This is a genomic window from Agrobacterium sp. rho-8.1 (assembly GCF_033957725.1).
Lineage (GTDB): Bacteria > Pseudomonadota > Alphaproteobacteria > Rhizobiales > Rhizobiaceae > Agrobacterium.
The window spans coordinates 1429190-1455609 of the sequence record NZ_CP192789.1; the positions used below are offsets into that span (position 1 = coordinate 1429190).

Sequence of the window (26420 nt, forward strand, 5' to 3'; positions counted from 1 at the left end):
AGGGCGGGATGCGACGTCGCGAGGAGTGCGCGGCGCCGTAGGAGGAGAAAGACTTTTGGCATCGATGAACATCGTCAATGTCGGAAAGGCCTATGGCAGCCTTACGGTCATCCATGGCGTTTCCGTTGAAATACCGGACGGCGAATTCGTCGTTCTGGTGGGACCATCCGGCTGCGGAAAGTCGACGCTGCTGCGCATGGTTGCCGGGCTCGAACCAATCACGTTCGGCGATATCCAGATCGATGGCAAAGTGGTCAACGACTTGCCGCCGAAGGACCGTGATATCGCGATGGTCTTTCAGAGTTACGCCCTCTATCCGCACAAGACCGTTGCGGAGAATATGGGGTTTGCGCTGAAAATGCGCGGTGAACCCAAAGCCGATATCGACGCGCAGGTGCGCAAGGCAGCCGAAATCCTCGACCTCATACCCTATCTCAACCGCTACCCTCGCCAGCTTTCCGGTGGTCAGCGCCAGCGTGTGGCGATGGGGCGTGCCATCGTGCGTGACCCCAAGGTCTTTCTATTCGACGAGCCGCTTTCCAACCTCGATGCCAAGCTGCGTGTTCAGATGCGGGCTGAGATCAAGGAATTGCAGCGGCGGTTGGCAACGACGATGATTTACGTGACGCATGACCAGGTCGAGGCCATGACCATGGCTGACAGGATCGTCGTGCTACGCGATGGCCGTGTGGAGCAAATCGGCTCTCCATTGACGCTTTACGACGAGCCCGCCAACACATTCGTTGCCGGTTTCATCGGGTCCCCCTCCATGAACCTGATAAAAGGCCATATCCGCAATTCTCCGGAACCGTATTTCGAGACGGATGAGGGGATTCGATTGCCGCTTTTGCGCGTTCCACCCGGATCGGACGGAAAGTCTGCGTTTTACGGTATTCGGCCTGAGCATTTCACACTCGGCGGTGCGGTCGATGCCCAGGTCACGGTGGTGGAGTCGACAGGTTCGGAAACGCAGGTGTTTGCCAAGCTCGGACAGCAGAAGATCATCGGTGTGTTTCGCGACCGTGTCGAAGAGCCGGCAGGCGGCACGATTGCAATGACGCCGAACGCAGCGCTGGTTCATCTGTTCGATGGCGAAAGCGGGCTGCGGCTGGAGTGAAATCTTTTCGTCGCTTCGAGGAGAAGGGCGACGATACCAAATCAACGGGAGGAGAACCGCATGAAAGTCAGTGATTTCGAGAGAATGATGGCGATCGGCTTGAGCCGCCGCGCTATCTTGAAAACGAGTGCAAGCCTCGGCGCGGTGGCGGCCGCGGGTAGCATGCTCGGTCCCTTCGGCGCAGCTTACGCGCAGGACGCAAACCTTCGGACGCAAATTCTGCAGGTGCCGGGCGTGGGCAAGGGGTCGCCGACCGATGCCGACTGGCAGAAGGTTGGTGAAATGTGTCTTGAAGCCACCAAGAAGACGGTGAAGCAGGGCGAGTTTGCCGGTGTCGAACTGTCCTTCATGGGCCTCAACAACCAGAACCTCCACAACGTCCTGTTCCGCGGCTTTCTGAAGCCATGGGAAGATTATACCGGTGCCAAGATCGCCTGGATCGATTTGGCCCAAGCCGATTACAATCCGCGTCTCCAGCAGGCGATCGCCACCGGAACGGTCGACTTCGACCTGCTTGAAATGGGCGCACCATTCGAAGGGGATGTCTGTGGCAAGGGGCTCGCATCCGAGATGCCGGATTGGGTCAAGGCCCAGATCGACATGGACGATTACGTCGATTACCTGAAAGCGCCTGTCGGGACATGGGACGGCAAGACCTACCGTGTGTCCGTCGATGGCGATTGCCATAACTTCAATTATCGCACCGATTACTTTGCCGACGCGGATTTGGCAAAAGCCTGGAAGGATGAAGGTCATCAGGGGGATTGGGCCGTGCCGAGAACTTGGCAGAAGGTGCAGGAAGTCACCAAGTTCCTCAAAGGCAAGAAAATTGCCGGCTCGGACGCCATAGGCTATCTCGATTCGCCAAAGGCATGGGGCGGTTTTGGCTTCTACTTCCTCGGCAGCCGCGCCACGGCCTATGCCAAGCATCCCGAAGACAAGGCCTGGTTGTTCGATACCGACACGATGAAGCCGCGTATCAACAACCCTGCTTGGGTTCGCGCCATTCAGGACGTGATCGATGCGCTGCCATCGGAAGCGGGCGATCAGCTCAACGCCGATCCCGGCACTGCGGCTTTCCAGCAGTTTCTGGCAGGCACCGGATCGATGGTCTCGTGGTGGGGTGATGTGGGGGCTGCCGCGCGCACCAGCGACACGTCAGTCATCGGTGACACCATCGGCTTCGATATTCTGCCGGGCTCTGATGATGTCTACAATTCCAAGACCGGCAAATGGGACAAGCTCGCAAGCGGTCCCAACTTCGCCCCGAATATGGCCTATCTCGGTTGGGGCGTTTACGTCATGGCACGTGTCGACAGCGACGAGAAAAAGAAGAAAGCCGCGTGGAGTGCGGCGGCCCATCTCGGCGGCAAGGATTTGGCCCTGTGGACTGCAGCCTATCCGTCCGGTTTCCAGTGCTATCGCAAGAGCCAGTTCGATATCAAGGAATGGGTAACGGCTGGATATGACGAGGCGTTCATCTCCAATTACCTCGCGTCCCAGTCCAACTCCTACAACCACCCGAACGCTGCGATCGAGCCGCGTATCCCTGGCATTTTCCAATACTATAGCGTGGCGGAAGACGAGTTGGCCAAGGTGTTTGCCGGTCAGGCAAGCGCACAGGAAGGGGCCGATGCCATTGCGGCCGCGTGGGAGAAGGTAACCGACCAACTGGGCCGCGAAAAGCAGATAGCGCTCTATAAGGCTTCACTGGGCGTTTGATGCCGTAACCTTCAGGCTCAGGCGGCACATAATGCGTCGCCTGAGCCACGACCGCTTGAATACGGCTTTCCAGCCTTGAGGTTTGCCCATGTCGCATACGATCACACCAACTCTGCAACCCGTCGAACAGACAACTGTTAAAATGAGCGCTGTCAGACGGGGCAAGCTTTTGCTTTCGGCTGCGACCGTTCTGTTTTTCGTCGTCTTGGCGTTACAGATTTGCGAGGCAGTGGGCCTTACCGCGTTTGGTCTCGTCAGTTGGCGACCTCTGCTGCTTGCCTACATCATCTGGGCAACAGCACTCTGCGCCGCGCAGATCCTGATCCGAGGAGAAGCGGGCCAGCGCGCTGTTTTCGTGCTTCCCGCCGTCCTGTTCACTGTCGCCATGGTCGTGTTTCCCACGGTGTTCGGCCTTTACATCGCGTTCACAGACTGGAACCTCAGCGCTGCTGCCGGTCGACGCTTCAACGGTCTGGATAATCTGCGAACCCTCTTCGCAGATCGCTATTTCTGGAACGCGCTGCTGAACATGGTCTATTATGTTCTGTCGGTGCTGGTGCAGTATGCCATTGCCTTCGGTCTGGCATTGCTTCTCAACGCCGAGATCAAGGCGCGCAAATTCTTTCGTGTCGCCTTCCTGTTGCCACTGATGCTGAGCCCTGTGGCGGTCAGCTGGATGATCGGCAAGTCGTTGATGGAATACCGCTTCGGCCCGGCTGCAACGCTCGCCCGCCATCTGGGCTGGGACAATCCGGCATTCTTTTCGACACCCTGGCTTGCCCGGTCATCGATCATTGCAATGGATGCCTGGGTATCCATTCCCTTCATGATGATCCTTCTGCTCGCGGGCCTCCAGGCCTTGCCGTCAGAAATCAAGGAAGCTGCGAAGGTGGATGGCGCCTCCGGTTGGCAGAGCTTTAAGGAAATCACGTTTCCGCTCATGCTGCCTGTCAGCATCACCGTCATCATCCTGCGCATCATCTTCCAGCTGAAACTCGCTGATATCGTTATCAATGTCACCGCTGGTGGACCGGGCGGTGCAACGGACACCGTGTCCAGCTTCATATTCCGTGAATACCGGGACCGCTCCAACGTCGGCTATGGCACCATGCTGGCGGAGTTCTATCTGGTCATCATCATTATCTTCGTCGCGCTCATCCTCAAAGGAACGAGCCGGTGGATGCAACGCGACAATTGAGGCTGGAGCTGATGGCAACACACGTTGAGATATCCACTACACAGCCAAGCCTGTGGTCCCGCCGTCCGCAGTTTCTAACAAAGAGCCTGCTGATCTATGCGGCTCTGGTCTTCTGGTCCTTCATTTCGCTGTTTCCGATCTACTGGACGATCACGACGTCCTTCAAGACGGCCGTCAATGTTACGCAGGGACATCTCATTCCCTTCGTTGACTTCACGCCGGACTGGAAGGGGTGGCGTTCTCTTGGGCTCTCCCCGGATACGATTTTCGTTCAATCGACTGTCCGCGACGAATTCGTCCGACGCTTTTTCAACAGTATCGTCGCCTCGGTTGGCGCTTCATTTCTCGCCGTGGTCATCGGCTCTCTTGCCGCTTATGGCCTTAGCCGCTTCTCCTACAAATTCCTTTGGATGAAGAACAAGGATATCTCCTTCTTCTTCCTCTCACAGCTCATTCTGCCACCCGTTGTTTTGGCTATGCCGTTTCTCGTGCTTTACAAGCATCTGATGCTGCTGGACACGCTGGTTGGCCTCATTCTCGTCTATACGCTGATGGTGCTGCCAATCGTGATTTGGATCATGCGCGATCAGTTCGACACGATCCCGGTTGAGCTGGAACAGGCTGCATTGGTGGACGGCTGCTCCATCTGGGGTGCCTTCATGCGCATCGTTTTGCCCATCGCTCTGCCGGGGATGGTCGCTGCTTTCATTCTATCGGTCATTCTGTGCTGGAACGAGTATTTCTTCGCAGCGCTGCTGACAAGCTCCAACGCCAAGACACTTCCGGTCATGGTCGCAAGCCAGACGGGCTCGCAAGGCATCAACTGGTGGTCCATGGCGGCGATCGCGACAGCTGCCATCATGCCTTTGGTGCTGGTCGGGATTTTCCTGGAGCGTTACATCGTCAAGGGCCTAACAGCCGGGGCGGTTAAATAGGGCGTGGAGGAGGACAACAACATGAAGTCGGGCATATCCATTCTGGGCATTTTCGTTGCCGACACAGCTTATCTTGCACCACGAATGCCCGCAGTTGGTGAAACCATCAGCGGCAGTGGTTTTTCCGTTGGTCCTGGCGGAAAAGGCTCCAACCAAGCCGTGGCCGCCGCACGTGCCGGTGCCGAAGTCTCTTTCATCTCCAAAATAGGTCGGGATACGTTCGGTGACCTTGCGCTCAAGACCTATGAGCAGGCTGGCGTAACTGCCAAGCTGACGATCATGGACGATCAGCCCACCGGCGCAGCCTTCATCTATGTCAACGATTCGAACGGCGACAACGCCATCATCGTTTATGCGGGTGCAGCGGGCACGATCGATATCGGCGATGTCGAATCGGCACGGGATACCATCGAGACATCGGCGGTTTTCGTGACGCAGTTGGAGCAGCCTGCACGGGCTGCGCACGGGGCGCTTGAAATTGCTCGCAAAGCAGGTGTCACGACGATTTTCAATCCCGCTCCGGCGGACGCTTTCCCGGATGAAATCTATCCGCTTTGCGACTTTATCGTTCCCAACGAAACCGAAGCCGCAGCACTTGTGGGCCATCCGCTTGACACACTGGAGGACGCAAGGCGCGCAGGTGACATGTTGCTGTCGCGCGGTGTCGGTGTCGCGCTCATCACGTTGGGAGCGCGGGGCGTGTTGTTTCATGCGCGAGACCAGTCCGTCCATGTCCCCTCCGTCAACTGCGGTCCAGCCATCGATACGACCGGTGCCGGGGACGCCTTTGTGGGCGGTTTTGCTGCAGCACTTTCGCGCGGATCCAGTCCACTCGATGCTGCTCGGTTTAGATGTGCAACGGCTGGCATTGCCGTCACACGGCGCGGAACAGCTCCTGCCATGCCGACCCTTGATGAAATCGAGGCCGTTCTAGCGGGCTGATACGACGTTTCTGCCTATGCACGTTTCTGAGTTATGAAATCCGCGATGACACTCCCGGAGTGCACATCCGCGTGGTGGCATAAGCTAGAAATGACGGTGGAAAAGCGTGCTGAAAAAGCGATTTGATGCGATGCACAACATATATAGCTTTACAAAATAAAATTAATTTGTGAAGTTGAGATAACAACGATTGAAGTGAGCCATTGCCGTGACCCCATTGAAATTTGCCACACGTTTGAATTCTTTCGCCTCGAAGCCGCAGGCCGAATGGCCTGACCTTTCCGGCAAGCCGACGATGCTGCAGATGGCGACGCGCGCTGCCAAGGTGGACGGATTAACCGATCTCGATCTCAATTATCCAGACCACGTGGCGGATGATCCTGCTGTTCTGGCCCGCCAGATTGGCGATCTCGGCCTTGCGATCAATGGTTTCGCCATGCGCTATTATACAAATCCGGCCTTCAAGATCGGCGCTTTTACCAATCCCGATGCTTCGGTGCGGCGTGAAGCAATCGATCTGACCAAGAAGGGCATCGATGCAGCTCGTGCAGCGGGCAGCAACCTCATGACCTTGTGGCTCGGTCAGGACGGGTTCGATTATGCGTTCCAGGCAGACTACCACACCCTATGGCAACACGAGATTGATGGAATTCGTGAAGTATGCGAGCATGATGAGGATTGTCTCGTCAGCATCGAATACAAGCCCAACGAGCCGCGCTCCTATAGCCTGATGCCTGATTGCGCCACGACATTGCTCGCCATCAAGGACGTTGACATGCCCAATCTGGGCGTAACGCTGGATTTTGCGCATGTCCTCTACGCCGACGAGCAGCCAGCTTTTGCCGCCGCCTTGATTGCCCGCTACAGCCGCGTTCTGGGTGTTCATCTCAATGATGGTTATGCCAAGCGCGACGATGGTTTGATGGTTGGCGCCGTCCACACGCAGCAGACGATCGAGCTTCTGCGGCAGATCCGCAAGGATGGCTACGATGGCGCGATCTACTTCGATACGTTCCCGGATATGACGGGCCTCGATCCCGTGCACGAATGCGAGGTCAATATCCAGACCGTCAAGCGCATGCTGAAAGTCGTTGATCGTATCGACCAGGACAATCGCCTGTCCGGTGCCATAGAGCGGCAGGATGCCGTCTCAGCCCAGGCGGTCATTCAGGAGCTCATGCTCGGCTGAAGGCAAACCGCTGACATTCTCTAGATCTGAACCTTTTACCAAAGGCACGCCGAAGGTTTGCCGAAAACAACACCATCCGGGAGGAAACCGATGAAGACCTTTTTGAAGACGACACTTGCCGCCGGGCTTGCCGCCAGCTTCCTGTTCAGCGCGGCTTTCGCACAGGACCTAGTGCCGCTGAATTCAGACACCGAAAAAGACCGCATGGACTGGTCGCAGCTTGAAGCAAAGCTTGGCCCGTTCCCCAAGCTGCCAGAGGGTACGAAGGCCGGTGCGGTTTCCAAGACGCTGACCAACGAATATTGGCGCTCGCTCGGCCTGGGCTATGAGGCGTTCGGAAAGAAGGTCAACGTTCCCGTCGCCTATCAGGCGGCCCAGAGCGAGGGTGATCAGCTCGGCCAGCTCACGATTGCCGAAGGCATGATCACGCAGGGCTATAACGTTCTGCTCGTATCGCCGCAGACGGATGCCAACTTGCAGCCGGTTATCGAACAGGCCAAGGCGGCCAATATTCCAGTCGTCAACGTCAACGACGCGGTCATCCCACAGGCCGAACACTACGTCGGTAATGTTCAGCGCGACAACGGCGTGCGCGTCGCCAAGTGGTTCATTCAGAACCGTCCGCAGGGCGGCAAGGTCGCGATTGTCGAAGGTCAGGCCGGTGTTTACGCCGCCGTGCAGCGCACGGATGGTTTCAAGTCGACTATCAGCGAGGGCGGCAAGTTTCAGGTCGTCGCCAGTGTTCCCGGCAATTGGGATCGTCAGACATCCTATGACGCAGCCACCAACATTCTCAACCAGCACCCCGACCTGATCGGCTTCTACGCCAACAATGATGGCATGGCCTTGGGCATCGTCGAAGCAGTCAAGGCAGCCGGTCTTGCCGGCAAGGTCGCAGTCTTCGGCACGGATGGCATCTCTGATGCCTATGCTTCCATCAAGGCTGGCGAATTGACCGGTACCGTGGACAGCTTCCCGGTTCTGACAGGTGAAGTTGCCTTGGAAACCGCGCTGCGTCTCGTCGCTGGTCAAAAATTGCCGCGCGTGGTTGCGACACCGCAGGCGCTGATCACCGCCGACAATCTCAGCCGCTATCAGGGCACGGGCGTCGATGTGCGCGCCGTTCTGATGGAAGATGCCAAGACTGCAAAGTAACGAACGCGAAAGGGGAGGCCGGTTCTGCCGGCATCCCCATCAAGCAGGAGATTGAGCGATGACGCCGAGACTGAGATTCGAGACGATTTCCAAGAGTTTTCCCGGCGTAAACGCATTGACGGATGTTTCGTTTGAGGTCGCCCCCGGCGAAATCCACGGACTTCTTGGTGAAAATGGTGCTGGAAAGTCTACGCTTTTGCGTATCCTGTCCGGCGTCTTTCGGCCAACATCCGGCACCGTCTTTGTCGATGGCGAGGCTGTCGCCTTCAAGAAGCCGATGGACGCACGTGCCGCTGGCATTGCGATGATCCATCAAGAACTCCAGCAGGTGCCACATCTCAGTGTTGCCCAGAACATGTTTCTTGGACATTCTCTGACACATATGGGTGGCATGTTCGTTTCGCGTCGTGAGCAGGAAGCGCGCGCCGCCGACGCCTTGTCCATGATCGACAAGACAATCGATCCTTCAGCCCCGATATCGTCTCTCAAGGTCGCTCAGCGCCAGATCGTCGAAATCGGCCGCGCGCTTCTCGACAAGGCGAAGGTCATCGCCATGGACGAGCCGACCTCGAGCTTGACGCCCAGCGAGTTTGATCGACTGGCGGAGGTCATCGCCAGCCTGTCGCAAAGTGGCGTATCGATCATCTATGTGTCGCACAAAATGGATGAGGTTTTCCGCATCTGCCAACGCTCCAGCATCATGCGTGACGGAAAGCTGGTCGATATCGTTGACCTCGCCAAGGTTTCGGAAAAGGACGTGATCGCCAAGATGGTCGGTCGCGAATTGATGCAGGAACACCATAATTCCTTCGTTACCAATACCGTCAAGCTCGAAGCCAGAAATCTGTCGTCAACGACCAGAATTCGCGATGTGTCCCTCACCCTGCACAAGGGTGAAGTTCTTGGCATCGCCGGGTTGGTCGGCTCCGGCCGCACGGAACTGCTGCGCTTGCTTGCCGGTGTTGATCGCCTGAGCGCTGGTTCGATTGTCATTGACGGGAAAGAACAGAGCTTTTCCAATCCACGCGATGCAATCGCCGCTGGCATCGGACTGGTGCCGGAAGAGCGCAAGCGCGAGGGCATCATTCCCCTGCGCCCCGTCGCCACCAATATGGCACTGGCCTCGCTTGGCAAGTTTTCATCCGGTGGGATGATTAGCAATTCGAAACTGCGCGCCACTGCCCAGGACTTATTGAAGCGCGTCAATCTGCGGCCCTTCCAGCTGGATCGACCGATCCGATTGTTCAGCGGCGGCAACCAGCAAAAGGCCATCATCGCGCGCTGGCTCGCGGCCAAATCACAAATTCTGCTCTTCGATGAACCCACCCGCGGCATCGACGTGGGAGCCAAGTCGGAAATCTATCATCTGATCGAAGACCTCGCCCGTGAGGGTCATTCCATCATCGTTGTTTCCTCCGAACTGCCCGAGGTCATTCGCCTTTCGGACCGCGTGCTGGTCATGCGGGAAGGGCGGATTGCGGCAGATATTCAACGTGATCAACTGAGCGAAAGCGCGATTGTCGCGCATGCCATTCCAGGGGCGAATGCCGATGCGGACGACGCGCGCATTGCGCGACCCGTATGAACCGACAGGACCATTCATGACCAGCACTTCCAATGACACGCCTAGCTCTGCCCCGGCCTTCCGTCGCTTCTCGTTTTCGCTGCGCGATGCAGGAACGTTGATCGGCCTCATCGTCATCATGGCGGTGTTTGCCGCACTCGTTCCGGGTTTCATTTCCGAGCGTAACCTCGTCAACATCCTGCAGCAGTCCAGCATCAACGCGTGCCTGGCACTCGGCATGACACTTGTCATCATCTCCGGTGGCATCGATCTGTCAGTGGGGCCGACGGCTGCAATCTCTGCGGTCGTTACTGCCAGCCTGCTTGTGGCGGGTACACCGATCCCGCTAGCCATTCTGGCGGGCCTCGGCGTTGGCGTTCTCTGCGGTTTCATCAATGGCGCGCTGGTTGCCTATGTCGGCCTGCAACCCTTTATCGTTACCCTGGGAACGCTCAGCACCTACCGCGCGATCGCGTTGATCTACACCGGTGGCAATCCGGTCCTGGGCATCCCCGCTGGTTTCCGGTCGTTGTTTAACGGTAACCTCTTCGGCATTCCGACGCCAGTCCTGATCGTTGCCGTTGTCGCCATTGCCGCATGGATCTTGCTCAAGAAGACCCCGATTGGCGAATATCTGATGGCGGTTGGCGGTAATGAAGAAGCTGCCTATGTCGCAGGCGTGCCCATCGCCCGCACCAAGATCACGGCCTATGTCATTTCCGGTGGTCTGGCTGCACTTGCCTCGCTCATTCTCATCGGCCGCCTGGGTGCTGCCGAGCCAATCCTCGGCAATCTCTGGGAACTGGATGCCATCGCTGCGGCGGCCATTGGCGGAGCGTCTTTGATGGGGGGCAAGGGCAGCATTCTCGGGACTATTCTGGGCGCCATCATCTTGGGTGCGATGCGCAACGGTTTGACGTTGATGAATGTTCAGGCCTTCTATCAACTGCTCGCTACTGGCCTTATAATCCTCGTCGCTATGATGATTGATCGTGCGACAAGGGGAAGAGAATGAATTCGGAAAGCTTCGACACGAAGACAGTCGGCCCGCGCATTCGCATGATGATGCCTTTGCTGACACCGCTCGAAGCAAAGGTCGTGGATACCGTTTTCGCGATGCGTGATTTCAGCGACGAGACGTCGCTGAAACAGATCGCTGACGACGCGGGTGTGTCGGAAGCCATGGTGGTGAAGATCACCAAGAAGCTCGGCTTTTCCGGATATCGCGATTTTCGCACCGCGGTGAGCCAGTATAATCGCCAGCCGACGGCAGAAATGCACCAGGAACTGTCCGTTGAGGACACGTCTCAGGAGATCGTTCAGAAGGTATTTCGTACCTCGATCAATGCTTTGGAAGAAACACTTTCCATTCTGGATATGGTGGCTTTCGACAAGGCGGCAGATCTCATTCATAGCGCTAGGCAACGGGATTTTTATGGCGTCGGCGGCTCGGCACAGATTGCACGGGACGTCTCGCACAAGTTTTTGCGCATTGGCGTGCGCGCATCTGTCTTCGATGATGTGCATATGATGCTGATGTCTGCGGCGTTGCTCACGGAAGGCGATATCGCCATCGGCTTTTCCCATTCCGGCAACACAACCGCCATCATCGAGGCGCTTCAACTCGCCAAGCGCAACGGCGCGCAGACAATTGCAGTGACCAACTATAATTCGTCTGCCCTGGCGCAGGCCGCCGATGTGGTTCTCTGTTCCACCGCACAAGGCTCTCCGCTGATGGGTGAGAACGCTGCCGCCCGCATCGCACAACTGAATATTCTCGACGCGGTCTTCATGGCGGTTGCGCAACGCGACTACCAAGCCGCCGAAAGAAACCTCGATCACACCATGTCCGCCGTCAAATCCAAACGGAAAGATAGACTTTCATGACACCATCGCCGCTTGTCACCGTTTTCGGCAGCCTGCACTACGATATCGCCGTCATGGGTCCATCGCGCCCCCGCAAGGGCGAAACCGTGACAGGCACGTCTTGGCATCCCAAGTGCGGTGGTAAGGGTGGCAATCAGGCGGTGTCTTCGGCTCGCATCGGGGTGCCCACGTCGATGATCGGTGCCGTCGCCGATGATGATTTCGGGCGGTTCCTGCTGGCAAATCTTGAGCGTAAAGGCGTCGACCACACCTTCGTCCGGCGCGACGCATCGCAATCCACAGGCATGAGCGTTGCCATCTTCGATAGCGAAGGAGACTATGGTGCGGTCATCGTATCAGGCAGCAATCTGACCCTTGGCGGAGCAGATGTAAGCGCTGCGCACGAAATGCTGGCCAGGACCACTCTGCTCGTTCTGCAAAACGAAATTCCGGATTCGGCCAACGTTATCGGCGCAAGGGCCGTAAGGCAGGCCGGTGGCCGTGTGCTGATCAATGCCGCCCCGGCCAGAGTGCTGTCGAAAGACCTCCAGCCGCTCATCGATGTTCTTGTCGTCAACGCCATCGAAGCTGAAATGCTTGCGGAGACCCCAGTGGTGGAAACGCTGGATGGCGCTTTGGCCGCAGCGAAAATACTGGCGCAAACCTATCCCGATGTCGTGGTCACAGCGGGCGGCGCAGGTGTTGCCTATGCCAATAGGAATGGCGAGGAAATTGTCATCCCCGCAATTAAGGTGGACGTTCAGAGCACGCACGGTGCCGGAGATGAGTTTATTGGCGTTCTCGCTGCAGAACTCGCCTTGGGTAAGGCAATGACAGATTGCTTGCATAAGGCAAATGCGGCTGCAGCACTCCTGGTCAGCACGCCTGAGCGGGACCGGCTCTAAACTACCGGTCCCGACTTGTGGCTTGCGTGTCTGTCAGACCGGCTTTTCGCCGGCGTCGGATTTTGGTTTTTCGTGGTGACCGCCAAAGGCAAACCGCATGGCAGACAGCAACTTGTCTGCATAGAGCGACTCGCCCTGCGAACTGAACCGCTGAAACACGGCTGAAGACAAAACGGGTGTTGGCACGCCGGTGTCGATTGCCGCTTTCAGTGTCCAACGTCCTTCGCCGGAATCGGAGACGCGACCACCGTACGATGCGAGTTCTGGGTCCTGCTTCAGGGCATCCGCTGTCAAATCCAGAAGCCAGGAACTGATAACGCTGCCGTGTCTCCAAACTTCGGAGACAGCAGCCATATCGATGTCGAACTGGTAATATTGCGGTGTTGGCAGCGGGCTGGTTTCGGCGTCTACATCCCGGGTCTTTTTGCCTGCATTGGCAGCTTTCAGAATATTCATTCCTTCTGCATAAGCAGCCATCATGCCGTATTCGATACCGTTGTGGACCATTTTGACGAAGTGACCTGCACCGGTGGGGCCGCAATGAAGATAGCCCAGCTGCGCCGTCTTCATAGCTGCACTCGGGGCTTCCACGTCATGTGGATTGCCGCCGGGCGCCAATGTCGCGAAGACGGGGTCGAGATGGCGCACCGCGTTTTCAGGCCCGCCGATCATCAGGCAATAACCGCGCTCCAGGCCCCAGACGCCGCCGCTGGTGCCGACATCGACGTAATCGATGCCTTTGGCGCGCAGTTGTTCTGCTTTGTCGACGTCATCGTGGTAGTATGAGTTACCTCCGTCGATGATGATGTCGCCTGGTGCCATCAGCGCCGCGAGTTTGTCCACATTCTGCCCGGTAATTGCAGCCGGGAGCATCAGCCAGGCGCAGGCGGGTTTCGTCAGTTTGGAAGTGAAATCCTCCATCGACGTCGCGCCCGTGGCTCCCTCTGCGACCAGTGCGGCAACGCTCGCGGGGTTGATATCGAAGACAACGCATTCATGGCCACCCTTCAACAGGCGTCGAACCATGTTCGCGCCCATTCTGCCCAGTCCCATCATTCCAATTTGCATCTCATTTTCCTTTAAGTCGTTGTATCCGGTTGTTGAATTGTGCTGGCGTCGCCAAGCGTTTGCCGCGACTTGTTCAACCAACGTCATCGGCAATTGCGACTTATCGATGGTATTTTCCGTCACGGTGCGTGCAGGGCCATCATTGCGATTTTAGTCCGGGAATGCAGATAAACACGGATGAGTGCTGGAACATCTGATGCTCCAATTGGCTTATCCAAGGTGGCGCCGCGAACGCGTGCATGCCCGAGGAGTTTTCCCATGCAGGATCAATCAACCGTCTTACCTCAGAAATCTGTCCCGCCGCCGCGTGACCCGCATCTGCGCGAACTTGCAAACTGCATCCGGTTCCTGTCGATGGACGCCGTGCAGCAGGCAAAAAGCGGCCATCCCGGCATGCCAATGGGCATGGCGGATATTGCAACGGTTCTGTTTTCCGAATTCATGACCTTCGACCCGAAGGAGCCACATTGGTTCGACCGTGATCGCTTCCTTATTTCCAACGGTCACGGCTCCATGCTGTTGTACAGCCTGTTGTATCTGACGGGTTATGAGGACATGACCCTCGATGAGATCAAGCGCTTCCGCCAAATAGACAGCCGAACCGCAGGCCATCCGGAATACCATCACGCAACAGGCATCGAGACCACGACCGGGCCGTTGGGGCAGGGGCTGGCGAACTCGGTCGGCTTTTCTTTCGCCGAGAGAATCATGAACGCGCAATTTGGGGATGATCTCGTTGATCACTTCACCTATGTGTTCCTCGGTGATGGATGCCTCATGGAAGGCATCAGCCAGGAAGCGATCTCCTTCGCGGGGCACCGTAAGCTGGGGCGGCTTATCGCCTTCTTTGACAATAATTCGATCTCGATCGACGGCGCGACTAACCTTGCCGAATCGGATGATCAAACCGCTCGTTTCCACGCATCCAACTGGCACGTCGTGGAAATCGATGGACACGATACGGATGCGATCCGCGCTGCGATCATCGAAGCCAGAAATGTAACCGACAAACCGTCGCTGATCTCCTGCCGCACAATTATCGGTTTTGGATTTCCAACGAAGGCCGGCACGCAAAAAGCGCACAGCGACGCGCCAGGTGAGGAAGAGATCGCAGGTGCGCGTAAACTGTTGAACTGGTCGTCACCCCCATTCGAAATCCCTCAGAATCTTCTCGATGACTGGCGCAGGATTGGTGCTAAAGGTCGTTCGGCACAGCAGGCGTGGACAAAGCGGCTGGCCCAGACGAAGAGCGAGTTGGCTGAAGACTTCAAGCGCCGTATGGACGGCGAGCTCCCTTCCGGTTGGCGAGCAGCGATAACGGGCGCGAAGACAGAGCTGGCAAAAAGCGAAAAGGATCTCGCAACCCGGCAGGCCAGCGGCATCGTTCTCAATCATCTGTTTGATGCTATCCCTGAAATGCTAGGCGGATCAGCGGATCTGACGCCGTCCAACAACACAAAAGCAAAGAACCAGACCGAGATCGTACCCGGCGCGTTCTCCGGTTCCTACGTGCATTACGGCGTACGCGAGCACGGAATGGCGGCCATGATGAACGGTATTGCCCTGCATGGCGGCTTGATCCCCTACGGTGGAACCTTCATGACATTCTCCGACTACTGCCGTCCGGCCATTCGGTTGGCTGCAATGATGGAAATTCGAACCATCTTCGTGATGACCCATGATTCCATCGGTCTGGGAGAGGACGGTCCAACCCACCAGCCCATAGAGCATCTCAGCGCCCTTCGCGCCATTCCACAGCTTGCCGTCTATCGCCCCGGCGATTCCATCGAGACAGCTGAATGCTGGGAGGCCATATTGGACGCGCCACGACAGGCGGCCTTGATTGCTCTTTCCCGTCAGCCGATGCCATTGCTGAGACAAGACGCTGGGGACGAAAATCGTTCCGCCCGGGGAGGTTATATTCTGCTCGAAGCGGATGGCGGCGAGCGGCAGATGACGATATTTGCCTCCGGCTCGGAATTGCAGCTCGCCGTCAACGCCCGCAATCTTCTTCAACGGGATGGCGTTCCGACCGCCGTTGTCTCCATGCCATGCAGATTGTTGTTCGAACAGCAGGACAGTGCCTATCAGCGGTCAGTTGTCGGCAAAACACGCGCGCGCGTTGCCGTCGAAGCGGCTGTGCAGGATTCCTGGGATCGGTATATCGGCATCGACGGCAAGTTTGTCGGCATGCACCATTTCGGCGCTTCCGGCAAGATTGATGATGTCTACCGCAAATTCGGCATCACCACCGAAGCCGTTGTCGCTGCTGCGCGCGCGGTGATCAAGCAACTGGAAGGCTGATATGACCGTCGCCGCGCCACCAAGTTGCTCGGCGCGACGACGGAACTCTTCACATCTCCATCCATCATTGTTGGGGGTGGTTGCCGATACCCGCCTGTTCTCGCGGCATAAAGTGTGGCATGGCAGGTTTTCTCAAAGCTGCTGAACCACCCATTCGTCAACGACCGAGACTTTTGAGCCCAAGCGGCCTGAATTTTAAAAAAACGGAGGCGCTCATGAGTGTCGGACTGATCGCGCTTCTCGATGACATCGCAGCTCTTGCCAAAGTTGCGGCAGCCTCCCTGGACGACATCGCCGGTCAGGCTGCCAAGGCTGGCGCCAAGGCCGCAGGGGTTGTCATCGATGACGCCGCTGTGACGCCCCGCTACGTGACCGGGTTTTCACCGGCACGCGAATTGCCGATTATCTGGAAGATCGCACTGGGTTCTCTGAAGAACAAATTGTTGATCCTGCTTCCGGTAGCTCTGGTGCTCAGTCTGATTGCACCGCAGGCGATCACTCCGCTGTTGATGCTCGGCGGCCTCTACCTATGCTACGAGGGTGCGGAAAAGGTCTATGGGCTTGTCGTTCCCCATGCCGCAGATGCGCATGAGTCCAAATTGGAAACGGCAAGTATCAACCCACAGGCACTTGAGGATGCAAAAGTTGCTGGTGCGATCAAGACTGATTTCATCCTGTCGGCTGAAATCATGGCGATAACGCTTGGCGCGCTTGATCCGGGCAGCGTGGTTTCGCAAGCATTCATTCTTGCAGCTGTGGGTCTGGGCATCACCGTTCTCGTGTATGGTGGTGTGGCCGTTATCGTCAAGGCGGACGACTTCGGCCTCATGTTGGCACAGGTGAAATCGAACTCGACCATCGGATCGATTGCAAGAGGCTTTGGGCGCAGCATCGTTGTCGCGATGCCGTATTTTCTTAAAATCCTGGGCGTGGTTGGTACCGCCGCCATGATCTGGGTCGGTGGGGGCATTGTCGTTCACGGGCTGGAAACATTCGGCATAGAGGCTCCTGCGCATCTGATTGAGGCGGCAGGGCATGCCGTCTCTCAGGCCGTTCCTTCCGTTGCCTCCATCATGGCGTGGGTTGTCGAGGCTGCCGGTGCTGGCGTCGTAGGCATTATCGTCGGCTTCATCGCCATCCCCGCAGCGACCTACATCGTGTCGCCGACATGGAGCCTTTTGAAGTCGCTTCTCCCAAGGCGCTTCAGGAAAGCAACCTCTGCTGAAAAAAACTGAGAACCCAATCGGGGCTTGGTCGTATCGGTCGTCGTCTCCACCAAAACATCAATTGGCTTGACCAATTTATCCGCAAGACTAAAATTCCATTGTCTGTGCAGCAGGGAGGCGATTGTGCAGGCACGGGAGGAAGAGCATGGCGGCCTATCAGGTCAATTGTGGAGCGGATGCTGTCGTCAGCTCTCAGCATGCTATTTTTCAGCATAACGATATCACGAGGGAATTTCCCGGCGTTGCCGCGTTAGCAGGTACGACCTTCGACCTGAGGCAGGATGAAACGCGTGCGGTCTTGGGCGAAAACCGAGCTGACAGATCGCCGCTGATCAAGGGCTTCGGCAGTGGTCGCCGTTCAGATCGCCCTCAAGGTTATCGACAAATCCGAAGCGAAAACCGTTCTCATTAAGTGGATCAACCCACGACGCCCATATCGATCAGGGCGTCTTCTGGCGTAAAAGAGGCAGGACATGAAGGTATCGGACAGACGTAGACTTCCACGGGTGGAGCTTGATATCCCCGTGTTCGGCCTTGGCTGCGCGCAGATGGGCAACCTATATCGGGTCACACCTTATGATGAAGCAAAAGCCACGTTTGATGCCGCCTGGAATGCCGATGTCCGCTATTTTGACACGGCGCCCTATTACGGATTTACACGGTCAGAACTCCGCCTTGGCACCATGCTCGGCGAGCATGCGAGAGAAGACTATGTAATCAGTACGAAGGTCGGGAGGGTGATGACGCCGGATGCATCCGTTGGCGACCATGAGAACGATTTTGTCGATCCTCTACCATTCAGACCTGTGTTCGACTACACCTATGATGGCATCATGCGGTCATTCGAAGCGAGCCAGTCACGACTGGGAATTTTGTCGCCGGATATTCTCTACGTGCATGATATCGGCGCTGCACAGCATGGCGACGAACACGCCCACTACTGGAACCAGATCACAACGGGTGGCGGTTTTCGTGCGCTCGAATACCTTCGTCGCGAGGGATCTGCCAAAGCCGTGGGGCTGGGTGTCAACGACGCTGAGATCATCAAACAGACCATGGACGTCTTCGATCTGGATATCGCGATGCTTGCCGGTCGTTATACCGCGTTGGAGCAGGAGAGCCTCGTTGTGCTCGACCGTTGCGTTGAACGCGGTGTGGGTGTCGTCATAGCGGGGGTTTTCAATTCCGGTCTTTTGGCCGGAAACCGCAAGTTTAATTACGCGGACGCGCCTGTGCATCTGCTGGAGCGGGTGGATGTGCTTGACGGGATCTGCCGGGACGCCGGTGTATCGCTGCCAGCCGTGGCTCTGCAGTTCGCGGCAGCACACCCTGCGGTCGTCAGTGTTGTTTCGGGAGCGCGCAATGCTGGCCAGATCAAAAGTAATATCGCCTGGTTTGAGGAGGACATTCCGGTTTCCATCTGGAGCGATTTGCAAAGTCGCGGGATTTTCGTAGATCGCACGCCACTCCCCACGGGTGACAGGCCATGATCATCGACGCTCATCAGCACTATTGGTTGATGAGTTCAAGGGAAGGGGCTTGGCCTCCTGCCGAGCTCACTGCGATTTATCGTGATTTCGAGCCGAAGGATTTGCAGCCCTGCCTTGAAGCGAACGGCGTTGACGGAACCGTTGTCGTGCAGTCGCTTGATCGCGCCGAGGATACGGATTTTCTCCTTGAGCTTGCGCAATCGACACCATCCATCCTTGGTGTCGTCGGGTGGGTCGACCTGATCGATCCCGCAGCCGTTGGGCGTCTTGATCACTACGCAACGCATCTAAAGTTCAAGGGCGTTCGCCCGATGCTTCAGGACATTGATGACACCAACTGGATTCTTGATCCGAGGGCTATTCCGGCAATCGAAGCATTGGTGAGACATGATTTGTCATTCGACGCACTGGTCACACCTCGACATTTTGGTCCTCTTCTCGAGTTTGCGCAGCGCCACGCTGATTTGCGTATCGTCATTGACCACGGCGCGAAACCTCTCATAGCGCAAGGCCATTTCGTGGCGTGGCGACGGGCGATGTTGGAATTGGCTATGTTGCCGAATGTCCATTGCAAACTCTCCGGCCTTTTGACGGAGGCGGATGGCGATCGTCGGCTCGCTGCCGTCAGGCCCTACGCCGAAACCATATTCGAGCTTTTCGGGGCCCAAAAAACGATCTGGGGTAGCGATTGGCCAGTTCTGACTCTCGCGTCCGATTACCGATGCTGGTTTGACCAATGCCGAGATATCGTCCCCGATGCCGACAAGGCGGCAGTCTTCGGCAAGAACGCCCAATCCTTTTATCGGCTGTCCGGCATCCAGCCATCTACTTTTGAGCATTAGGCGATGTTCAGCTAGACGTCGCCGGCCATCATACGGCCGGCGCGCTTATTACGACGCTTTTTTCTTTCGATGAGAATGAAACGGCGCTGCCATATTGGAACGAGCACCCGGGTGCGCTGAAAATCATCGTTGAGCGAGAGGCGTGAGGGCCGTCTGTCGCGTTCCATGCAAGGTTTACAGAGGAGGATTTTGACACATGAAACATACATGGCGCTGGTTCGGTCCGGTGGACAAGGTAACGGTGCGCGACGCCGCGCAGGCCGGTGCTGAAGGGATCGTCAGTGCGCTTCATCACATCGAGACCGGTGCCGCCTGGCCTGTCGATGACATCAACAAGCGCCACGAGGCCATCAAGGCTGGTGGTCTTTACTGGGATGTGGTGGAAAGCGTGCCGGTTTCAGAAGACATCAAAACACAGACCGGTAACTGGAAAGCTCACATCGCGAATTGGCAAGAGACCCTGCGGCGCCTGTCTGCCAGCGGTATCCGTACTGTTTGCTACAATTTCATGCCAATTCTGGATTGGACGCGGACCGATTTGCGCTGGGAAACACGTCATGGCGCGAAGGCCATGCGGTTCGACCTGACAGACTTCGCAGCGTTCGACATTCACATCCTGAAGCGTCCCGACGCGAATCACGATTATCCCGCGTGGTTGGTAGAAGAGGCGGCGAAACGCTTTTCCTCCATGCCGGATACGAAGATTGTTGCGCTCGGACAGAACATCGGCGCAGGGTTGCCCGGTTCGGCGGATGGCTACACGCTGGACCAGCTTCTGGAAAAACTGCGGACCTATCAGGGTGTCGATCGGTTGCGGCTGCAATCCAACCTGGTAGATTTTCTGTCTGAGGTCGTGCCGGTCGCACAGGAGGTTGGCATCAACATCTGTGCCCATGGCGATGATCCGCCTTGGCCGCTCCTCGGTCTGCCACGCATTCTTTCTACGCAGGCCGATTATGCGCATATGCTGGACCAGGTGGATAGTCGTTTCAATGGCGTCACGCTGTGCACCGGTTCGCTCGGAGCGCGCGTCGATAATGATCTGCCACTCATCGCAAAAACCTTCGCTGATCGTATCCATTTCGTGCATCTGCGCAATGTCACACGCGAGACCGACGCCATGCCCTGCTCATTTTTCGAGGACGAGCATCTCGAAGGGGCAACTGATATGGTGGCGGTCATTGCAGCGCTGCTAGAGGAGGAAAAGCGCAGGCGCGCGGTGGGTCGTGAAGACCATCGTATCGCCATGCGTCCTGACCACGGACAGGAGATTCTCGATGATGCGACCCGTGGCGCACAACCCGGTTACCCCGCTATTGGTCGCCTGAAAGGTTTGGCCGAACTGCGTGGCATCGAGCGCACGCTTCTTCATCCGCGATTCGGCCGTGTATAGGCCATGATCAGGCTATACTCTGTGCTCATCCACCCTCTGTGTCATATTTGGAGAGTGGAGAGATGAACGACTGCCTCTGGCGCCAAGATGGCCGTGATGAGGACGCGTGCCGCAATTTCCGTCATGCAACCAGTGTGCAGGAGGGGCTTGGCTCTACATTGTCTTTCGTCTCACATTCCAACTCATCCCAGATTTGGACAAGGCAGCCGAGTGCAAGAAGCAGTTCCTTCATTTCGCGATCATGGGCGCGTGGATTACCGTAATCCCGCCCGATCACCACCATTCTGTTCACAACAAGGTTCGTCACATGATGAAGATCGGTTTGCGACGTGATGTTGCTGACAGAGGTGAGCCAGTCCTGGGGTAGGGATGATGGAGGGATCACTGGGGATGTCGCCTGCGATTTTTTCCACAGACCCGCGCTGGCAATCACTGCACCCGTCACAACAAGAAGACCTGACCAGAACAGAGACAAGCTCAGCGCTGCGCCGGTAAACAAGGCCACGAGGACAGCCCCGATAAAGGGTTCGACGTAGGAGAATGCACCGAGCGCCTGAATATCTCCCCGTTTGAGGCCAAAATCCCAAAAGTAGATGGCAAGACCCATCGGGAAAATACCGAGGGCCGCGACCGCAAACCATTCGATTGGCTGCGGCGGAACCCAGGTTTCAAGTAGGAGGTGCGCCGCAAATGTGATCACAGCGGAAGCAGCGTAAAACACACCAAGCGTGGATGACGGCACATTGGGCAAGGTGCGCGCAATCACAGAATAAAGGCCCCACAGGCCCGCCGCGATGCCAATCAACGCGAGATAGAAAAACGATGAACCCGCTGAGGCTCCTTCGCCGCCGGTCTCCACCAGCATCGTGACGCCGACGAAACCCAACAACGCCCCGACGACATGCCACCATCGCAGCCGCTCGCCGGGGAGGAAAGCAGAGCCCAACACAATCATCAAAGGTGTGGTGGATTGCAGCAAGGCGGCGGCGGCGGGTGGCGCCTGCTGTGTGGCATAGTAGATGCAGCTATGATAGCCGACCAGGGAAACCACGGTAAACACCCACACGCGCAAGGGCTGCCGAAACGCTTCGAGAGGATGGCTTCCGGTCAGGAACCACACGGCAGGCGACATCGCCGCCGAAAACATGAACGCCAGGGCGACCGTTTGAAGAGGCGGGATCGATGTCGTCAACGTGACAAGCATCGTTTCGGTCGCCCAGAGAATAACCCCGACGGCGCCGATCAACGAAGCGGTTACACGACCGACGCGCTTTGGGGTGGAGGTCATGAGATGCCTGAGCCTATTCGCCCAGCACGACGATTTTGTCGGTGTGGAATCCGTTAAAGTGGGTTCGCATCGACAGGCTATAGGCACCCATCATGCCGATTTCGATCCAGTCACCTTCCTGAACATCATCCGGTAGCGTCAAGGGCGCGCCGAGCACGTCATTGGAATCGCAGGTCGGACCATACACCTTGAAACTCGCCATGGGAGCAGCGGGGCGGGCATGATGACGGATCAGCCGAATGGGGCGTGTTTCCTTGGGATGGGTCAGTTCCTGCAAAGTCCCGAAGACACCATCATTGATGTAGATCGCCCGGTCGCGGCGAACCACGACCTGAACGATGGTCGTTCCAGCTTCCGCAACAAGAGAGCGTCCCGGCTCGCACAACACGATGCAGCCGTGCGGAAGATCGATGCCGCGACGGGCGTGCACGATTTGTGCAAAATAATGTTCCAGACCCTGAACGCGGTCTCCCGGATAGGCCGCAGGAAAGCCACCACCAACATTGAGCACGCTCAATGGGACACCCGCGGCACGGGATACTTTCGACGCAAGGGTGATGGCCGCGGAAAAGGCCTCCGGAGCAAGGCATTGCGAGCCGACATGGAAGGAAATGCCTGCCTTTGCTCCGCGCTTCTGGATGATCTTGAGCATCCGCGCCGCATCATCGGGCTGTGCGCCGAATTTCGTCGACAGGACATAGCGCGCATCGGCTGGCTTGGTGGCCAAGCGAACGGCAACCATGAGGTCGCTGTCGAAATCTGCCTCCTGGAAGATTTTCTCGATTTCTTCCTCGCAGTCTGCTGTGTAGAAACGGATGCCGTGATTGAAAGAGGCGGTACGGATCGCCGGGCGTGATTTGGCCGGATTATTGAAGAACTGACCAGCAGAGCTGCCGAACAGGCGGTCTATAAGGCGGACTTCCTCGAGCGACGCGACATCGAAATCCGTGATTCCCGATTGGAAGAGGGTCTCCAGAACAAACGGATGAGGGTTGCATTTGACGGCATAAAGCGGACGGCCCGGAAAGACACTGAAGCGCTTGGCCGCCTGTCTGATTTTGGAAGGTTGCAGGCAAAAGACCGGCTCCGTCGGGCGAAGGTCGGAGATAATCGTATCGACGCTTTCGAAAACCTCCAGAGGTGGGCTTGAACGATACGCAGTCTCCGTCTGCGACAGAGCGGTTTCGATGCTTCGTGGGAGCATGTCTGTAGAAATGGCCGGCTCGAGATCGAGGAGGCGTAAGCTCTGCGCGTTCATAGTCTGTCCCTGTTAAAGTGTTGTTTTGTTATTGTTTTTAAGCAGCGACGCTCACGTCGAGGTCCTGGGTGCTTTCGCGTTCGTTCCAGTCGATCATGAAACTCGTCAGTTCGGTCGCTGTGATCGGTCGGCTGAAGAAGTATCCCTGCAATTGATCGCAGCCCTCTTGCGTCAAGAAGGTGGCCTGCTCGGCGGTCTCCACACCCTCTGCCGTCGTCACCATGTTGAGGCTTTGACCCAGGCTGATGACTGACTTCACGATCGCCCCAGATTTATCCTTGTCGCTCATGTCGCCGATGAAGGATTTATCGATCTTGATCTTGTCGAACGGGAACGAGTTCAGGTAGCCGAGTGATGAGTAACCCGTTCCAAAGTCGTCCATGGCGATCTTCACGCCCAAATCCTTAAGGGCATTCAACGTGGCGAGCGCTGAGCTGACATCGTTAATGAGGACACTTTCGGTAATTTCCAGCTCGAGGCGCGATGGGTCGAGACCTGTGCGTCTAAGGACATCTTTCACAACCTCTACCAGTTCGCGATTTCGGAACTGAACAGGCGAAAGGTTTACCGCAACCCGCAGTTCGGGCCAGCTCAATGCCTGTTTACAAGCCGTTTCAAGAACCCATTCCCCGATCGCAACGATCAGGTTTGTCTCTTCCGCCAAGGGAATGAAGTCGATTGGCGGAACGATACCGCGAACGGGGTGGCGCCAGCGAATGAGCGCTTCGACGGTGACGACTTTTTTCGTGCCGATGTCGATCAGCGGCTGATAGTGAAGCTCCAGTTGGTCCTTGAGCATGGCCTGGCGCAAGTCATGCTCCAAGGATTTGCGTTCCTGCAATTCCACATCCATGTGGGCTTCGAAGATGCGATAGGTCGCACGCCCTGCCTGTTTTGCGCGATAAAGCGCAATGTCTGCATTCTTGAGGATGCGTTCAGGATCGTTACCCGATTCCCTGCACAATGCGATCCCAAGGCTCACGCCGACGTGTATCTCGTTTCCGTCGATTTCGAAGGGTGCTTTGACCACCTCAATCAGCCTACGGCAGAGCTGTTCCGATTTTGCAGGTTGGCTGACGCCCGTCTGGATGATGGCAAACTCATCGCCGCCAAGTCGGGCAACGGTGTCAGTAGACCTGACGCATCCCAAAAGGCGCTGGGATAGCTGTCGGAGCAGGATGTCACCCGCGCCGTGGCCCAGCGTATCGTTGACTTCCTTGAAGTGATCGAGATCCAGGCAAATTACCGAAACACGTGAGGATTTGGTGCCGCTGCTGGCCAGTGCAGAGTTGAGACGCTCCCGGAACAGGACGCGGTTGGGAAGACCGGTCAAGGCATCATGGAGGGCCAGGTGACTTGCGCGCGCCTGTGCCTCGACTTCTTCGGTAATATCGGTTGCTGTGCCTCGGAATCCGACAAAATTTCCCGCTGCATTATGGCTGGGCCGACCAGCGAGTCTGCAAACGCGTGTTGTTCCCGAAGCATCCTTGTACAGGCAGCGCAAATCCCGGAAAGCATGCCTTTCGGATGTTTCCTGTAACAGCTTAGTCCATCCGTCGTTGTCGCTGTCGCTCTGGAAGAATTGTGGCAGGGTCTTGCCCAGAACGCTGGCCGCGGCGATGCCGGTGACCTCTGAGAAACGGCTTGACAGAAACATCATCTGAAGTTGCGGATCGCACTCCCAGATCCAGTCAGACGATGCTTCTGCGACGTCCTTAAAGCGGGCCTCGCTTTCCTGTATCGTCTGAGCATAGGCTTCGACTGTTCTGGCAGATTCTTCAAGTGCTGTCGTCGATCTGCGGATATTTCGGACGACGAGGAGAGAGAAGGCGCCAAGAATGATTACGGAAATTGCCAGCGGGGGTGCAAGAACTGGCAACAGCTTATAACCCGGCTTGGCCGGAACCCATGTGATAGCACCCAATGACTTCCCGTCATATGATGTCAGGTGGAGCGCGGCTTCCGCGCCAGCCGGGGCAACGTCGTCATGGCTCAGGCCCGAAAGGAGATAGTCCTGGCCCATTTTTTCAAGGAAAGAATGGTTCAGTTTTTTCGCAAAAACGATGGAGGTTAGGTTTGCCGTATCAACAGATGCGCGATCGACTGATGGCGGGAGGATAGAGGTGGCGGCGACGATTAGGACGTCTTTTCCGGATTGCAGCAAGCCCGTTACGGGCTCGACCTGAGTATGGGAGCTTTTCACCAGATCACGCAGTCCGTCTGGGACGAGCGTAAATGCGTCTATTTTTTCAGGAACGCCCTCGATCACGGCATAGACCGTGTCGCCAGCCGAGTTGATAGCGAATGCTGCCTCGTATCCCAGACCCTCGAAAATGTTTGCGCCGATATTTCCGTCGGTTGCTGCCCATTGAGTGTCTGTTTTGAGATACAGATTGTTATAGACATCCTCCCATACGGCGTAATCCTTGAGGTTGCGCGCGACTTCGCGCGTCTTCACCGCAAGTGCCGTCTGGGCAAGCTTGGTCGAAGATTCGACCTCAAGATTGTTCTGCCGGTCTGCGGCGACAAAAAGAAACCCAATGACAACAACAATAGCGATGATCAGAATACCAGCCATCGGAACAACGATCCGCTGGGTAAATTTCTCACCACTAAAAGAGGGGCTCTTGCCTTGCTGATAAAACATGACTTGCCTTTCGGAGACGACTTGGCGGCAAGTTGATCGTTATTAGGCAATATTGTGTTAACTCGTCATATTTCTGTGATTTTCAGTTAAGACTTCGTAAGTGCTTGTGCGTTGAAATTAAATTAGTTTTTGATGTTGGAAGATTGGTTTTGGAGATATGCGGAGCCGAGTTTTGATGATTGTCCGGACTGGAAATTGCAAATAAAAACTCAGTCCGAACTAACATCTCCAGAAGTGCATTGCCTGTTTATCAGTCAGATTTTTCGTGCCATTCTATCTGTGCCGTGCGTAAAGCAAGGATGATGGAGCGG

Annotated in this window: 21 protein-coding genes; 17 read left to right on the forward strand and 4 right to left on the reverse strand. The window is 56.6% G+C overall.

Annotation, left to right across the window (positions count from 1 at the left end; genetic code table 11):
- Positions 1-55: 55 nt before the first annotated feature.
- The 11 genes from RMR21_RS21415 (at position 56) to RMR21_RS21465 (ending at position 12593) form a co-directional block, all read left to right on the forward strand.
- Entirely contained in the window at positions 56-1117 is a 1062-nt protein-coding gene (locus RMR21_RS21415; RefSeq protein ID WP_498671423.1) for an ABC transporter ATP-binding protein, read from the forward strand.
- Between the two features lie 60 nt (positions 1118-1177).
- The gene (locus RMR21_RS21420; RefSeq protein ID WP_498671424.1) at positions 1178-2839 is read left to right on the forward strand and encodes a sugar ABC transporter substrate-binding protein; all 1662 of its coding nucleotides are present in this window, start codon (positions 1178-1180) and stop codon (positions 2837-2839) included.
- A gap of 88 nt (positions 2840-2927) precedes the next feature.
- Complete coding sequence (locus RMR21_RS21425) at positions 2928-4037, forward strand: carbohydrate ABC transporter permease (protein ID WP_498671425.1); 1110 nt, start codon at positions 2928-2930, stop codon at positions 4035-4037.
- A gap of 11 nt (positions 4038-4048) precedes the next feature.
- Positions 4049-4972 (forward strand): carbohydrate ABC transporter permease, encoded by a 924-nt coding sequence (locus RMR21_RS21430; protein ID WP_498671426.1) that lies wholly within the window; start codon positions 4049-4051, stop codon positions 4970-4972.
- A 21-nt stretch (positions 4973-4993) separates the two neighbouring features.
- Positions 4994-5914, forward strand: a complete 921-nt coding sequence (gene rbsK / locus RMR21_RS21435) for a ribokinase (protein WP_498671427.1) — start codon at positions 4994-4996, stop codon at positions 5912-5914.
- Between the two features lie 217 nt (positions 5915-6131).
- A complete protein-coding gene (locus RMR21_RS21440; protein WP_498671867.1) occupies positions 6132-7103 on the forward strand; it encodes a sugar phosphate isomerase/epimerase family protein in 972 nt (323 codons plus the stop codon).
- A gap of 90 nt (positions 7104-7193) precedes the next feature.
- On the forward strand, positions 7194-8258 hold the full coding sequence (locus RMR21_RS21445; protein ID WP_498671428.1) for a sugar ABC transporter substrate-binding protein: 1065 nt from the start codon (positions 7194-7196) through the stop codon (positions 8256-8258).
- A 58-nt stretch (positions 8259-8316) separates the two neighbouring features.
- On the forward strand, positions 8317-9843 hold the full coding sequence (locus RMR21_RS21450; RefSeq protein ID WP_498671429.1) for a sugar ABC transporter ATP-binding protein: 1527 nt from the start codon (positions 8317-8319) through the stop codon (positions 9841-9843).
- 16 nt (positions 9844-9859) lie between these two features.
- Complete coding sequence (locus RMR21_RS21455; protein WP_498671430.1) at positions 9860-10837, forward strand: ABC transporter permease; 978 nt, start codon at positions 9860-9862, stop codon at positions 10835-10837.
- Positions 10834-11709 carry a MurR/RpiR family transcriptional regulator gene (locus RMR21_RS21460; RefSeq protein WP_498671431.1) on the forward strand — a complete coding sequence of 292 codons (876 nt, stop codon included), beginning with the start codon at positions 10834-10836 and terminating at the stop codon, positions 11707-11709. The genes RMR21_RS21455 and RMR21_RS21460 overlap by 4 nt, the downstream gene beginning before the upstream one ends.
- Positions 11706-12593, forward strand: a complete 888-nt coding sequence (locus RMR21_RS21465; protein WP_498671432.1) for a ribokinase — start codon at positions 11706-11708, stop codon at positions 12591-12593. The genes RMR21_RS21460 and RMR21_RS21465 overlap by 4 nt, the downstream gene beginning before the upstream one ends.
- Positions 12594-12626: 33 nt before the next feature.
- Here the strand turns inward: RMR21_RS21465 and gnd are convergent, their stop codons facing one another.
- Positions 12627-13661, reverse strand: a complete 1035-nt coding sequence (gene gnd / locus RMR21_RS21470) for a phosphogluconate dehydrogenase (NAD(+)-dependent, decarboxylating) (RefSeq protein ID WP_498671433.1) — start codon at positions 13659-13661, stop codon at positions 12627-12629.
- 258 nt (positions 13662-13919) lie between these two features.
- Between gnd and tkt the strand changes: the two genes are divergently transcribed.
- The 6 genes from tkt (at position 13920) to uxuA (ending at position 20916) form a co-directional block, all read left to right on the forward strand.
- Positions 13920-15965: a transketolase gene (gene tkt, locus RMR21_RS21475; protein WP_498671434.1), complete on the forward strand. Its 2046-nt coding sequence runs from the start codon at positions 13920-13922 to the stop codon at positions 15963-15965.
- 215 nt (positions 15966-16180) lie between these two features.
- Positions 16181-17200 carry a DUF808 domain-containing protein gene (locus RMR21_RS21480; RefSeq protein WP_498671435.1) on the forward strand — a complete coding sequence of 340 codons (1020 nt, stop codon included), beginning with the start codon at positions 16181-16183 and terminating at the stop codon, positions 17198-17200.
- A 136-nt stretch (positions 17201-17336) separates the two neighbouring features.
- Positions 17337-17603, forward strand: a complete 267-nt coding sequence (locus RMR21_RS21485) for a hypothetical protein (RefSeq protein ID WP_498671436.1) — start codon at positions 17337-17339, stop codon at positions 17601-17603.
- A 61-nt stretch (positions 17604-17664) separates the two neighbouring features.
- Positions 17665-18681 (forward strand): aldo/keto reductase, encoded by a 1017-nt coding sequence (locus RMR21_RS21490; RefSeq protein WP_498671437.1) that lies wholly within the window; start codon positions 17665-17667, stop codon positions 18679-18681.
- Complete coding sequence (locus RMR21_RS21495; protein WP_498671438.1) at positions 18678-19523, forward strand: amidohydrolase family protein; 846 nt, start codon at positions 18678-18680, stop codon at positions 19521-19523. Before RMR21_RS21490 ends, RMR21_RS21495 begins: the two co-directional genes overlap by 4 nt.
- A 196-nt stretch (positions 19524-19719) precedes the next feature.
- Positions 19720-20916, forward strand: coding sequence for a mannonate dehydratase (gene uxuA, locus RMR21_RS21500; protein WP_498671439.1), 1197 nt, complete (start codon positions 19720-19722; stop codon positions 20914-20916).
- A 121-nt stretch (positions 20917-21037) separates the two neighbouring features.
- On the opposite strand, the gene RMR21_RS21505 is transcribed toward uxuA, so the two are convergent.
- From RMR21_RS21505 to RMR21_RS21515, 3 genes are read right to left on the reverse strand one after another with little or no spacing between them, the layout of a single operon-like run.
- On the reverse strand, positions 21038-22204 hold the full coding sequence (locus RMR21_RS21505; RefSeq protein ID WP_498671440.1) for a DMT family transporter: 1167 nt from the start codon (positions 22202-22204) through the stop codon (positions 21038-21040).
- A gap of 13 nt (positions 22205-22217) precedes the next feature.
- On the reverse strand, positions 22218-23462 hold the full coding sequence (locus RMR21_RS21510; protein ID WP_498671441.1) for a type III PLP-dependent enzyme: 1245 nt from the start codon (positions 23460-23462) through the stop codon (positions 22218-22220).
- Positions 23463-23499: 37 nt separating this feature from the next.
- Entirely contained in the window at positions 23500-26109 is a 2610-nt protein-coding gene (locus RMR21_RS21515; RefSeq protein WP_498671442.1) for a bifunctional diguanylate cyclase/phosphodiesterase, read from the reverse strand.
- Positions 26110-26420 lie beyond the last annotated feature (311 nt).